A 13,112-nucleotide genomic window follows, 5' to 3' on the forward strand; every position below is an offset into this window, starting at 1 on the left:
GCACGGTGTGGAGCCCGACCTCTTTACCGCAGCAGCCGAGGAACGCCAGGAGAAGGACCCGTCCAGCACGCCCCTGGCGGTACGGATGCGCCCGCGCACCCTGGACGAGGTCGCCGGCCAGCGGCACCTGCTGAAGCCCGGATCGCCGCTGCGCCGGCTGGTGGGGGAGGGCGCGGGCGGTCCGGCGGGAGCCTCGTCCGTGATCCTTTGGGGTCCTCCCGGCACCGGCAAGACCACCCTGGCCCACGTGGTCTCCAAGGCCACCAACAAGCGTTTCGTCGAACTCTCCGCCATCACCGCGGGCGTCAAGGAGGTCCGCGCGGTGATCGACGGCGCCCGCCGCGCGGCGGGCGGCTTCGGCAAGGAGACCGTCCTCTTCCTGGACGAGATCCACCGTTTCAGCAAGGCCCAGCAGGACTCGCTGCTGCCCGCCGTGGAGAACCGCTGGGTGACGCTCGTCGCGGCGACCACCGAGAACCCGTACTTCTCGGTGATCTCGCCGCTGCTCTCCCGCTCGCTCCTGCTCACCCTGGAGCCGCTCACCGACGACGACCTGCGGGGCCTGCTGCGGCGGGCCCTGACCGAGGAGCGGGGCCTGGGCGGCGCGGTTTCGCTGCCGGAGGACGCCGAGGCGCATCTGCTGCGGATCGGGGGCGGTGACGCCCGGCGCGCGCTGACCGCGCTGGAGGCGGCGGCCGGGGCGGCGATCGCCAAGGGCGAGGATGAGGTCACCCTCGCCACCCTGGAGGAGACGGTGGACCGCGCCGCGGTCACCTACGACCGGGACGGTGACCAGCACTACGACGTGGCGAGCGCCCTGATCAAGTCCATCCGGGGCTCCGACGTGGACGCGGCGCTGCACTATCTGGCACGGATGATCGAGGCGGGGGAGGACCCGCGGTTCATCGCCCGGCGGCTGATGATCTCGGCCAGCGAGGACATCGGCCTCGCGGACCCGACGGCGCTGCCGCTCGCCGTGGCGGCCGCCCAGGCCGTCGCCATGATCGGGTTCCCGGAGGCCGCGCTGACCCTCAGCCACGCCACCATCGCCCTCGCCCTGGCCCCGAAGTCCAACGCCGCGACCCTGGCGATCATGGCGGCTCGGGCCGATGTGCGGGGCGGTCTCGCGGGCCCGGTCCCGGCGCACCTGCGCGACGGGCACTACAAGGGCGCGGCCGAGCTGGGCCACGCCCAGGGATACGTCTACCCGCACGACGTCCCCGGTGGCATCGCCGCCCAGCAGTACGCCCCGGACGAGATCCACGGAAAGCGGTACTACGAACCCACCCGGTACGGCGCGGAAGCGCGCTACGCCGACGTGGCCGAGAAGGTCCGCGAACGGCTGCGCGGCGAGAGCGGCGCCGACCAGGGCTGACCGCCGTGGGCGCCGCCCGTTCCTCAGGGCCGCGCCGCCTCGAACAGCGTGTGCATGGCGCGGCGCAGCCCGCCCATGTCCGCCGCCGGCTCGGGGAAGTCGAACCGCGCGTCGAACGAGCGCCCCGCCGCGTCCCGGCACCGCACCCGCAGCCCGAACCGGTCCAGTGCCAGCGGCACCACCTCCCGTACCGCCGAGGGGCCCGCCCCCGCCCGGTCCCCGAGCAGGCCGCGCAGCCCCCGCACCTGCTCGGCGTGCACGGAGTGCAGGTGCTGCAGCAGTTCCGTCTCGTACCCGTGGAACGGGTCGGGCACGGCGCGGGCGAACTCCTCGGGGCCGACCACGCCCTCGCCCCACAGGTCCGCCACGTACACCTCGCCGACGTCGAGGCGCAGCATCATGTGGCCGGGGCCGGCGACGCCGGGCGCGGCCGTCAGCCGGCCGCGCACCCGGGCCCGGGCCCGGGTGCGGTCGAACACGGCCACCGGGGCCACGTCGGTGACCTCCAGCACGGCGGGCAGTTCCCCGCCATCGGCGCGCCCGACGGCGCCCACGGCCGGGGAGCCGGCCGGGAACAGCAGGAAGACCGCGCCGTCCGCGCCGACGACGCGGGCGTCGGGCATCAGCCCGTCGGGGCGGGCGCCCCCGGCCCCCGGAACGACCAGCACCGCGGAGCATGTACTCTGTACGAGAGTTCGTGTGCGCTCGGCTGCTGACGGCATCCGTGCGATTTCAGGCCCGCTGGGACGCGGCTGACCATGAGCTGATCGGACCTCCGTCACATCGACGCTCTGCGAGACAGGAGCGTCGCTCTTTGTGCTGCTGTCTGTGATGCGCGTGGTGTTCCCAGGGCTCGACATGCGATCTCCTTGATTAAGGTAAGCCTAACCTAACCTATATCGGAGGTCTGGAGAACGTGCCTAACCAGTCGCGTCCCAAGGTCAAGAAGTCCCGTGCGCTCGGTATCGCGCTGACGCCGAAGGCCGTCAAGTACTTCGAGGCTCGCCCCTACCCGCCGGGTGAGCACGGCCGTGGCCGCAAGCAGAACTCGGACTACAAGGTCCGTCTGCTCGAGAAGCAGCGTCTGCGCGCGCAGTACGACATCAGCGAGCGCCAGATGGCGCGCGCCTACGACCGCGCCAAGAAGGCCGAGGGCAAGACGGGTGAGGCGCTGGTCGTCGAGCTCGAGCGCCGCCTCGACGCCCTGGTCCTGCGTTCGGGCATCGCCCGCACCATCTACCAGGCCCGTCAGATGGTCGTCCACGGCCACATCGAGGTCAACGGCCAGAAGGTCGACAAGCCGTCCTTCCGCGTCCGCCCCGACGACGTCGTCATGGTCCGCGAGCGCAGCCGCGAGAAGCCGCTGTTCCAGGTCGCCCGCGAGGGTGGCTTCGCCGCCGACGGTGAGACCCCGCGCTACCTGCAGGTCAACCTGAAGGCCCTGGCCTTCCGCCTCGACCGCGACCCGAACCGCAAGGAGATCCCGGTCATCTGCGACGAGCAGCTGGTCGTCGAGTACTACGCCCGCTGACCCGGACGTAGCCCTCTCGCGGTCTCAGCCCGCCGCCTCCCCGCCCTTTCCGGCGGGCGAGCCGGCGGGCTTCCGCGTGTCCGGGGCCGTCCGGCGGCCGTCGGGGCGGCGGGCCGGGGTCCCCTCCGGCCCCGCCTCCGCCTCCGACTCCGCCGCCGGGCGCTCCCGCCCGGCCAGCGCCCGTTCCACCGTCGCCTCCTGCGTCAGCCCCCTGCCCTCCGCCACACACGCCCGGTGGCGTTCGAGGCCCAGCAGCTCCACCGTCCGCGCCTCGCACAGGGCGCGGGGCGCGCCGAAGTTCCCCGACCCGAACAGCGGCAGCCCCACCGCCTCCCACATCGACGCGGCGGCACCCTGCAACACCGCCGCCTCGGCCGGATCACCCTCGCTCGCCGTCACCAGGGCCAGCAGTTCCACGGCCAGCACCAGCCCCACCAGGTCGCGGAAGGTGTGGTCGATCACCACACACTCGCCCAGCAGCCGGCGCGCCCGGCCGTGCTCACCACGCGTCCAGGCCGCGTACGCCAGCACGTACAGCGCGTACGCCCGTGTCCACCGCTCACCGTGCTCCTCGCAGACCTCCCGGACCTCCTGGCACAGGGACACCGCCGACTCCAGGTCCCCGAGGAAGACCTTCGCCATCGCCAGTTCCACCTGCCCCATCAGCACGTTGCTGTTGAGCTCGCCCAGTTCCCGGTACGAGGACAGGGCCCGGCCCAGCAGCTCCTCGGCGCGCGGCATGTCGTCCGAGATCAGCGCGAGGCACCCGGTGCGATGCGTGGTGTACGCCGCCGCGAGCGCGTCGCCGCTACGGGCCGCGCCCTCGCCGCAGGCGTGCAGCGCGGACACCGCGGCGACCGCGTCGCCCTGGAGGATGGCCACATGGGCCAGCACCCACAGCGCCTTGAGCCGCGCCGTGTCGTGACCCGACTCCACCGCCAGCGCCCGGTCCAGCCAGTGCCGCCCCTCCGCCAGCCGCCCGCACCCGACCCAGTGGAACCACAGCGTCCCGGCCAGGTACTGCGCCAGGTGCGCCTGGTCCGGCTCCGCCAGGCACAGTTCGAGAGCCGCCCGCAGGTCGGGCAGCGCGCTGTCCGCGCAGGCCGCCACCTCCGCCTGTCGGGCGCCGAACCAGTCCGCCTCGTACGCGGTGGCCAGGCCGACGTGCCAGTCGCGGTGCCGCCGCCGCAGCCGCCCGGTCTCACCCAGGGCCTCCAGCCACTCGGCGCCGTAGGCCGCGACCGTGTCGAGCATCCGGTAACGCGGGCCCGCCGGGCCGTCCTCGCGCCGCACCACGGACTGGGCCAGCAGTTCGGCCAGGACGTCCAGCACCCGGTCGGCCGGCAGCGCGGGGCAGGCGCACACGTACTCGACCGCGTCCAGCTCGAACGGCCCGGCGAAGACCGACAGCCGTGCCCACAGCAGCCGCTCCTCGGGCGTGCACAGCTCATGGCTCCAGCCGATGGCGGTGCGCAGCGTCCGGTGGCGCGGCAGCTCACCGCGCTTCCCGCCGGTCAGCAGCCGGAACCGGTCGTCCAGCCGGTGCAGCACCTGCCGCACGGTGAGCGCGGGCAGCCGTCCGGCGGCGAGCTCCAGGGCCAGCGGGATGCCGTCGAGACGCCGACACAGCTCGGTCACGGCCGACGGGTCCTCGGCGCGGAAGCCGGGCACCGCGGCCTCGGCCCGGTCGGTGAAGAGCCGCACGGCGTCCCCGTCGGCCATCGGCGCGAGCGTCAGCACCGCCTCGCCGTCGACCCGCAGCGGCCGTCGTCCCGCCGCGAGCACGGTCAGTCCGGGCGCCCGGCGCAGCAGCTCCCGGACCAGGGGGCCGCAGGCGTCGACGAGGTGCTCGAAGCCGTCGAGCACCAGCAGCAGGCGGCGTTCGGCGAGCTGCTCGACCAGCACCTCGCGCGGTGGTCTGCTGGTGTGGTCGGTCAGGCCGAGCGCGTCGAGAAGGGTGTGGTCCAGCAGTCCCGGGTCCCGCAGTGTGGCGAGCTCGGCCAGCCGGACACCATGGCAGTAGCGTTTCTCCACGGTGGCGGCCGTGTGCCGTGCCAACCGGGACTTGCCCACGCCGCCCACCCCGGTCACCGTGACGACCCGGAACTCCGACAGCATCCGTTCCAGGTCCCGGTGTTCGTCCTCGCGCCCGACGAACCGGGTCGACTCCGCAGGGAGATTGCTCCGTCGCATGGAACACGGAGGGTACCGACGCGGGCGCGCTCGGTACAATTGGAGTGCACCACTCCCGTTCCCGCCCGTCCCTAATGCGGTACGGGGAGCGACCGCGGGCGCGATAGGCTCGGAGGACGACTTTCTAGGCGTCCATCCGACAAGTTCGACCAGTTCGGCACGATCGGCCCGACCCGATCGGCGAACAGAGAGCGGTGCGCAGTGACCGGTGGAGAGGTTGCCGGGATTCTGGTGGCCGTCTTCTGGGCGATCCTGGTCTCCTTCCTGGCCGTGGTGCTGGTGAGGCTGGCCCAGACGCTCAAGGCGACCACCCGGCTGGTGGCGGACGTGACGGAACAGGCCGTTCCGCTGCTCGCCGACGCCTCCGCGACCGTGCGCTCCGCGCAGACCCAGCTCAACCGGGTCGACGCCATCGCGACGGACGTCCAAGAAGTCACCTCCAACGCCTCCGCGCTCTCCACGACGGTCGCCTCGACCTTCGGCGGACCACTGGTCAAGGTCGCGGCGTTCGGCTACGGCGTACGCCGGGCGATGAGCCGGAACAAGGACGACGGGCCGGCCGGGCAGTCGAGCCGCACGGTCGTCGTCGGCCGTACGGTGCCGACCGCCCGGTCCGGCAGGAAGAAGCGGAAGGGCTGACGCAGGGATGTTCCGCCGTATGTTCTGGTTCACCACCGGCGCCGCAGCCGGTGTGTGGGCCACCACCAAGGTCAACCGCAAGCTCAAGCAGCTGACCCCCGAGAGCCTGGCGGCGCAGGCCGTCGACAAGGCCGTCGAAGCGGGCCACCGGCTCAAGGACTTCGCCCTCGACGTCCGGGCGGGAATGGTCCAGCGCGAGGCCGAGCTGGGGGAGGCGCTGGGTCTCGACGCGCCGGCCGACCCCCCGGAGCTCCCGGCACCGCGCCGCGCCGCCGCCCTGGACCCGGCGGCCGAGCACCCGTATCCCAAGCATTCGTTCAACCGGAATGAGGACCACTGATGGAGTCGGCTGAAATCCGCCGCCGCTGGCTGAGCTTCTTCGAGGAGCGCGGGCACACCGTCGTGCCTTCGGCGTCGCTCATCGCGGACGACCCGACTCTGCTGCTGGTCAACGCGGGCATGGTGCCCTTCAAGCCGTACTTCCTCGGTGAGACCAAGCCGCCCGCCCCGCGCGCCACCAGCGTCCAGAAGTGTGTGCGCACGCCCGACATCGAAGAGGTCGGCAAGACCACCCGCCACGGCACCTTCTTCCAGATGTGCGGCAACTTCTCCTTCGGGGACTACTTCAAGGAAGGCGCCATCTCCTACGCCTGGGAGCTGCTCACCAGCCCCCAGGACAAGGGCGGCTACGGCCTGGACCCCGAGCGCCTGTGGATCACCGTCTACCTGGACGACGACGAGGCCGAGCAGATCTGGCGCGACAAGATCGGCGTCCCCGCCGAGCGCATCCAGCGCCTGGGCAAGAAGGACAACTTCTGGTCCATGGGCGTGCCCGGCCCCTGCGGCCCCTGCTCGGAGATCAACTACGACCGCGGTCCGGAGTTCGGCCCCGAGGGCGGCCCGGCCGTCAACGACGAGCGGTACGTGGAGATCTGGAACCTGGTCTTCATGCAGTACGAGCGCGGTGCCGGTGACGGCAAGGAGGACTTCCCCATCCTGGGGGACCTGCCGTCGAAGAACATCGACACCGGTCTCGGCCTCGAACGCCTCGCCATGATCCTGCAGGGCGTGCAGAACATGTACGAGACCGACACCCTGCGCGTCGTCATCGACAAGGCCACCGGGCTCACCGGCGTCCGGTACGGCGACAAGCACGACACCGACGTCTCCCTCCGGGTGGTCGCGGACCACATCCGCACGTCCGTGATGCTCATCGGCGACGGCGTCACCCCCGGCAACGAGGGCCGCGGCTACGTGCTGCGCCGCATCATGCGACGCGCCATCCGCAACATGCGGCTGCTGGGCGCCACCGGGCCGGTCGTCAAGGACCTGGTCGATGTGGTGATCGCGACGATGGGGCAGCAGTACCCCGAGCTGATCACCGACCGCGCGCGGATCGAGACCGTCGCCCTGGCCGAGGAGGCCGCCTTCCTCAAGGCCCTCAAGGGCGGCACGAACATCCTCGACACCGCCGTCACCGAGACCAAGGCCAAGGGCTCCAGTGTGCTGCCCGGTGACAAGGCCTTCCTCCTCCACGACACGTGGGGCTTCCCGATCGACCTCACCCTGGAGATGGCCGCCGAGCAGGGCCTGTCCGTGGACGAGGACGGCTTCCGCCGCCTGATGAGGGAACAGCGGGAGCGCGCCAAGGCCGACGCGAAGGCCAAGAAGACCGGCCACGCCGACCTCACCGCCTACCGCGAGATCGCCGACAGCGCCGGCTCCACCGAGTTCACCGGTTACACCTCCACCGAGGGCGAGTCGACCGTCGTCGGCCTCCTCGTCAACGGTGTGCCCTCGCCCGCCGCCACCGAGGGCGACGAGGTCGAGGTCGTCCTGGACCGCACTCCGTTCTACGCCGAGGGCGGCGGCCAGCAGGCCGACACCGGCCGCATCAAGCTGGACACGGGCGCCGTCATCCAGGTCCGCGACGTCCAGCAGCCGGTCCCCGGTGTCTCCGTGCACAAGGGCTCGGTCCAGGTCGGCGAGGTGACCGTGGGCTCCTCCGCCTACGCCGCCATCGACGTCCGGCGCCGCCGCGCCATCGCTCGCGCCCACAGCGCCACCCACCTCACGCACCAGGCGCTGCGTGACGCGCTGGGCCCGACGGCCGCCCAGGCCGGCTCCGAGAACGCCCCGGGCCGCTTCCGCTTCGACTTCGGCTCGCCCGCCGCCGTCCCCGGCACGGTCCTCACCGACGTCGAGCAGAAGATCAACGAGGTCCTCGCCCGCGAGCTGGACGTCCAGGCCGAGGTCATGAGTATCGACGAGGCCAAGAAGCAGGGCGCCATCGCCGAGTTCGGCGAGAAGTACGGCGAGCGGGTCCGCGTCGTCACCATCGGCGACTTCTCCAAGGAGCTGTGCGGCGGCACGCATGTGCACAACACCGCCCAGCTCGGCCTGGTGAAGCTGCTCGGCGAGTCCTCGATCGGCTCCGGCGTGCGCCGTATCGAGGCCCTCGTGGGCGTCGACGCCTACAACTTCCTCGCGAGGGAGCACACGGTCGTCGCCCAGCTCCAGGAGCTGGTCAAGGGCCGCCCCGAGGAACTGCCCGAGAAGGTCTCCGCCATGCTCGGCAAGCTCAAGGACGCCGAGAAGGAGATCGAGAAGTTCCGCGCGGAGAAGGTCCTCGCCGCCGCCGCCGGTCTCGCCCAGGGCGCCAAGGACGTCCGCGGCGTGGCCCTGGTGACCGGCCAGGTCCCGGACGCCACCACCGCCGACGACCTGCGCAAGCTGGTCCTCGACGTACGGGGCCGCATCCCGGGCGACCGCCCGGCCGTGGTCGCCCTGTTCACCACGGCGAACGGCCGCCCGCTGACGGTCATCGCCACCAACGAGGCCGCCCGCGGGCGCGGGCTCAAGGCCGGCGAGCTGGTCCGTACGGCCGCCAAGACCCTCGGCGGCGGCGGTGGCGGCAAGCCCGACGTCGCCCAGGGCGGCGGCCAGAACCCGGCCGCCATCGGCGAGGCCATCGACGCCGTCGAGCGCCTCGTCACCGAGACGGCCTGATGCGCCGAGGCCGCAGACTCGCGATCGACGTCGGGGACGCCCGGATCGGGGTCGCCTCGTGCGACCCCGACGGGGTCCTCGCCACGCCGGTGGAGACCGTGCCGGGACGTGACGTCCCGGCCGCCCACCGGCGGCTGCGCCTGATCGCCGAGGAGTACGAACCGATCGAGGTCGTGGTCGGGCTCCCCCGCTCCCTCAGCGGGGGCGAGGGGCCGGCCGCGGTCAAGGTCCGCGCCTTCGCCCAGGAGCTGGCCCGCTCGATCGCACCCGTCCCGGTACGACTGGTGGACGAGAGGATGACCACAGTGACGGCCGGGCAAGGGCTGCGCGCTTCGGGCGTGAAGTCCAGGAAAGGCCGTACTGTCATCGACCAGGCAGCCGCTGTGATCATCCTGCAACAGGCTCTGGAGTCCGAACGGGTATCAGGTAATCCTCCCGGCGAGGGCGTCGAAGTGGTCATCTGATCGCGGTACGGTAACGTTCCGCGCGATGCGGTGGCGTTCGAACAGTTGCCGCACGACGTAGAGGCGGAACGTCCGGAAGCCTCGCGGCTGTTTGGGGATCGATGACTGAATATGGACGGGGCTCCGGCTCCGCACCGTGGCATCCCGAGGACCCGTTGTACGGGGACCCGGGATGGGAAGGTCAGCAGGCCGGCGGCCGGCAGCAGCACGACGAGCAGGCGCCGTACGGATCCCACCAGGACCCGTACGGCCAGCAGCCGCAGGGCTACGGTGACCGGCACCCGCAGACGCAGCCCCAGCACGCGTACCAGCAGCAGGCCCAGGAGCACGACGGCCAGCCGTACGACGCCGGCTGGGACACCGGCCAGCAGTCGGCCATGCCCTACGGGGCCCCGCCCGTACCGGCCGACCCGTACGGCGGCCACGCGCCCGACACCTACAGCACTCCCGAGGCGTACCCGCCGCCCCAACCCCCCGGCCAGCGGCAGCCCGAACCGCAGCACCGGACCGAGCACGAGCCACGGCCTCAGGAGCCGGAGCCGAGCCCCGCGTTCCTCTCCGACGGTGACGGAGGGGACGACCGCGACGGCGGCGGCAGCGGCAGCGGCGACGACGAGGAACCCGGTGGCGCCCCGGACGGCGGGCGCCGCGGCGCCCGCGAGCGGCGCGGCAAGCAGAAGAAGAAGAGCCGCAACGGCCTCGCCTGCCTGATCGTCACCCTGGTCCTGGCGGGCGGCGCGGGCGGCGTCGGCTACTTCGGCTACCAGTTCTGGCAGGGCCAGTTCGGCGAGGCCCCCGACTTCGTGGGGGCCGGCACCAGCGAGACCGTCGAGGTCGTGATCCCGCCGGGCGCCGGCGGTTACGAGATCGGCGGCATCCTCGTCAAGAACGGCGTCGTCAAGAGCACGGGCGCCTTCGTCTCCGCCCAGGAGAAGATCGCGAAGAACAAGCCCATCCAGGAAGGCGCCTACACCCTCAAGAAGGGCATGTCGGCGGCGAGCGCGATCGAACTGATGCTCAGCCCGGCCAGCCGCAATTCCCTCACCGTTCCCGAGGGCAAGCGCAACGCCTGGGTGTACGCGGCGATCGACAAGCGCCTCGAACTCCCGGCCGGAACCACCAGGACCGTCGCCGGGGAACAGGCCGGGAGCCTCGGCCTGCCCGACTGGGCCACCCGCCACCCGGACGTGAAGGACCCGCTCGAAGGGTTCCTCTTCCCGGCCAGTTATCCGGTCGCCAAGGGCAGCAAGCCGCAGGACGTCCTCAAAAAGATGGTCGCCCGCGCCAACGAGGAGTACGGCAAGCTCAACCTGGAGGCGAAGGCGCAGTCGCTCGACCTCGAAGGGCCGTGGCAGCTCCTCACCGTCGCCAGCCTCGTCCAGGTCGAGGGCAAGACGGAGGACGACTTCCGCAAGATGAGCGAGGTCGTGTACAACCGTCTCAAGCCCACCAACACCGAGACCAACCAGCTGCTCCAATTCGACTCGGCCTTCAACTACCTCAAGGGCCAGAGCGAGATCGAGATCAGCGAGTCCGAGATCAACAGCAACAAGGACCCGTACAACACGTACACCCAGAAGGGGCTCACCCCCGGCCCGATCAGCAACCCCGGGGCCGAGGCCCTGGCCGCCGCGCTGAATCCGACCAAGGACGGCTGGATGTACTTCGTGGCGACGGACGGCATGCACAAGACGGAATTCGCCAAGACGCACGCCGAGTTCCTGGAGCTGAAGGACAAGTTCAATGACAACCAGGGCAGCGAGTGAAGCCCGTAGGGCCGCCGTCCTCGGATCGCCCATCGACCACTCCCTGTCGCCCCTGCTGCACCGGGCGGCCTACGCGGAGCTGGGCCTCACCCACTGGTCCTACGACCGGTTCGAAGTGGACGAGGCCCACCTCCCCGGGTTCCTCAAGGGACTGGACGGGACCTGGGCCGGGCTGTCGCTGACCATGCCGCTCAAGCGGGCCGTCATCCCGCTGCTCGACCGGATCAGCGACACGGCCGCCTCCGTGGAGGCCGTCAACACCGTGGTCCTCACCGAGGACGGCCACCGGATCGGTGACAACACCGACATCCCCGGCATGATCGCCGCGCTGCGGGAGCGAGGCGTGGAGCGGGTGGAGGCAGCCGCCGTCCTCGGTGCCGGAGCGACCGCCTCCTCGGCGCTCGCCGCGCTGTCCCGCGTCTGCACCGGGCCGGTGACCGCCTACGTACGCAGCGAGACCCGCGCCGCCGAGATGCGCGGCTGGGCCGAACGGCTGGGAACACCGGTGCGCATCGCCGAATGGGCCGACGCCGCCGAGGCCCTCACCGCCCCGCTCGTCATCGCCACCACACCCGCCGGCACCACCGACGCTCTCGCCTCCTTCGTCCCCGACCGGCCCGGCACCCTCTTCGACGTGCTGTACGAACCGTGGCCCACCGCCCTGGCGGCGGCCTGGGCCCGGCGCGGCGGCGCGGTCCTCGGCGGCCTCGACCTGCTGGTGCACCAGGCCGTCCTCCAGGTGGAACAGATGACCGGCCTCACCCCGGCGCCGCTCGCGGCGATGCGCGCGGCCGGCGAATCGGCCCTGGCCGGCGCCTGAACCCGTCCGCCTGCTGGACCGGCGATCAGCCCGGCCGCCGGGACGTGGGAGGATCGTGGGTGGCGGGCCAGGGCCGCGCACCCGGTCGCGCCGTCGCAGTTCCAGGCGCGAGCATGAGGAGCACCGTTGAGCAGGTTGCGCTGGCTGACCGCGGGGGAGTCGCACGGCCCCGCACTGGTGGCGACGCTGGAGGGTCTTCCCGCCGGTGTCCCGATCACCACCGAGATGGTGGCGGACCACCTGGCCCGGCGGCGCCTCGGCTATGGACGGGGCGCCCGGATGAAGTTCGAGCGTGACGAGGTCACCTTCCTCGGCGGTGTGCGCCACGGCCTGACCATGGGCTCGCCCGTCGCCGTCATGGTGGGCAACACCGAGTGGCCCAAGTGGGAGAAGGTCATGTCGGCCGACCCGGTCGACCCGGCCGAGCTCGCCGACGTGGCCCGCAACGCCCCCCTGACCCGGCCCCGCCCCGGCCACGCCGACCTCGCCGGCATGCAGAAGTACGGCTTCGACGAGGCCCGGCCCCTCCTGGAGCGCGCCAGCGCCCGGGAGACCGCGGCACGTGTCGCCCTGGGCGCGGTGGCCCGCTCGTACCTCAAGGAGACCGCGGGCATCGAGATCGTCAGCCACGTCGTGGAACTGGCGTCGGCGAAGGCCCCCTACGGCGTGTACCCCACCCCCGCGGACGTCGAGCGGCTGGACGCCGACCCGGTGCGCTGCCTGGACGCCGACGCGTCCGAGGCGATGGTCGCCGAGATCGACCAGGCCCACAAGGACGGCGACACCCTCGGCGGTGTGGTCGAGGTCCTGGCCTACGGCGTACCCGTGGGACTCGGCTCGCACGTGCACTGGGACCGGCGGCTTGACGCCCGGCTCGCCGCCGCCCTGATGGGCATCCAGGCCATCAAGGGCGTGGAGGTCGGTGACGGGTTCGACCTGGCCCGCGTGCCCGGCTCCCAGGCGCACGACGAGATCCTCGCCACCGACCAGGGCGTCAAGCGCGCCTCCGGCCGCTCCGGCGGCACCGAGGGCGGCCTGACCACCGGCGAGCTGCTGCGGGTGCGGGCCGCGATGAAGCCCATCGCCACCGTGCCGCGCGCGCTGGCCACCATCGACGTCGCCACCGGCGAGCCCGCCAAGGCCCACCACCAGCGCTCCGACGTGTGCGCCGTACCGGCCGCCGGCATCGTCGCCGAGGCCATGGTCGCCCTGGTGCTCGCCGACGCCGTGGCCGAGAAGTTCGGCGGCGACTCCGTGCCGGAGACCCGCCGCAACGTCCGCTCGTACCTCGACAACCTCCGGATCCGGTGATCCG

At 72.1% G+C, this 13,112-nt stretch carries 11 protein-coding genes; 9 read left to right on the forward strand and 2 right to left on the reverse strand.

Features of this window, described 5'->3' with window-relative positions:
- The first annotated feature begins 7 nt into the window (after positions 1-7).
- The gene (locus tag AB0H53_RS21130) at positions 8-1,375 is read left to right on the forward strand and encodes a replication-associated recombination protein A (RefSeq protein WP_362115350.1); all 1,368 of its coding nucleotides are present in this window, start codon (positions 8-10) and stop codon (positions 1,373-1,375) included.
- 23 nt (positions 1,376-1,398) lie between these two features.
- Here the strand turns inward: AB0H53_RS21130 and AB0H53_RS21135 are convergent, their stop codons facing one another.
- Positions 1,399-2,097 (reverse strand): DUF2470 domain-containing protein, encoded by a 699-nt coding sequence (locus tag AB0H53_RS21135; protein ID WP_362115353.1) that lies wholly within the window; start codon positions 2,095-2,097, stop codon positions 1,399-1,401.
- Between the two features lie 194 nt (positions 2,098-2,291).
- Between AB0H53_RS21135 and rpsD the strand changes: the two genes are divergently transcribed.
- The gene (gene rpsD / locus AB0H53_RS21140) at positions 2,292-2,906 is read left to right on the forward strand and encodes a 30S ribosomal protein S4 (protein WP_362115356.1); all 615 of its coding nucleotides are present in this window, start codon (positions 2,292-2,294) and stop codon (positions 2,904-2,906) included.
- A 24-nt stretch (positions 2,907-2,930) separates the two neighbouring features.
- Here rpsD and AB0H53_RS21145 read toward each other — a convergent pair whose 3' ends face one another.
- Positions 2,931-5,099, reverse strand: coding sequence for an NACHT domain-containing protein (locus tag AB0H53_RS21145; protein ID WP_362115359.1), 2,169 nt, complete (start codon positions 5,097-5,099; stop codon positions 2,931-2,933).
- Positions 5,100-5,300: 201 nt separating this feature from the next.
- On the opposite strand from AB0H53_RS21145, the gene AB0H53_RS21150 reads away from it, so the two are divergent.
- The 7 genes from AB0H53_RS21150 (at position 5,301) to aroC (ending at position 13,108) form a co-directional block, all read left to right on the forward strand.
- Positions 5,301-5,738, forward strand: a complete 438-nt coding sequence (locus AB0H53_RS21150) for a DUF948 domain-containing protein (protein ID WP_362115362.1) — start codon at positions 5,301-5,303, stop codon at positions 5,736-5,738.
- 7 nt (positions 5,739-5,745) lie between these two features.
- Positions 5,746-6,078 carry a DUF6167 family protein gene (locus AB0H53_RS21155; protein ID WP_362115365.1) on the forward strand — a complete coding sequence of 111 codons (333 nt, stop codon included), beginning with the start codon at positions 5,746-5,748 and terminating at the stop codon, positions 6,076-6,078.
- On the forward strand, positions 6,078-8,747 hold the full coding sequence (gene alaS, locus AB0H53_RS21160) for an alanine--tRNA ligase (protein ID WP_362115368.1): 2,670 nt from the start codon (positions 6,078-6,080) through the stop codon (positions 8,745-8,747). Before AB0H53_RS21155 ends, alaS begins: the two co-directional genes overlap by 1 nt.
- The gene (ruvX, locus tag AB0H53_RS21165) at positions 8,747-9,211 is read left to right on the forward strand and encodes a Holliday junction resolvase RuvX (protein WP_362115371.1); all 465 of its coding nucleotides are present in this window, start codon (positions 8,747-8,749) and stop codon (positions 9,209-9,211) included. The genes alaS and ruvX overlap by 1 nt, the downstream gene beginning before the upstream one ends.
- A 101-nt stretch (positions 9,212-9,312) precedes the next feature.
- Complete coding sequence (gene mltG / locus AB0H53_RS21170; protein WP_362115374.1) at positions 9,313-10,977, forward strand: endolytic transglycosylase MltG; 1,665 nt, start codon at positions 9,313-9,315, stop codon at positions 10,975-10,977.
- A complete protein-coding gene (locus tag AB0H53_RS21175; RefSeq protein WP_362115377.1) occupies positions 10,955-11,797 on the forward strand; it encodes a shikimate dehydrogenase in 843 nt (280 codons plus the stop codon). The genes mltG and AB0H53_RS21175 overlap by 23 nt, the downstream gene beginning before the upstream one ends.
- 126 nt (positions 11,798-11,923) lie before the next feature.
- Entirely contained in the window at positions 11,924-13,108 is a 1,185-nt protein-coding gene (gene aroC / locus AB0H53_RS21180) for a chorismate synthase (RefSeq protein WP_362115380.1), read from the forward strand.
- Positions 13,109-13,112: the final 4 nt, after the last annotated feature.

Origin of the sequence: Streptomyces sp. NPDC050856 (assembly GCF_040653855.1) — a bacterium.
GTDB lineage: Bacteria > Actinomycetota > Actinomycetes > Streptomycetales > Streptomycetaceae > Streptomyces.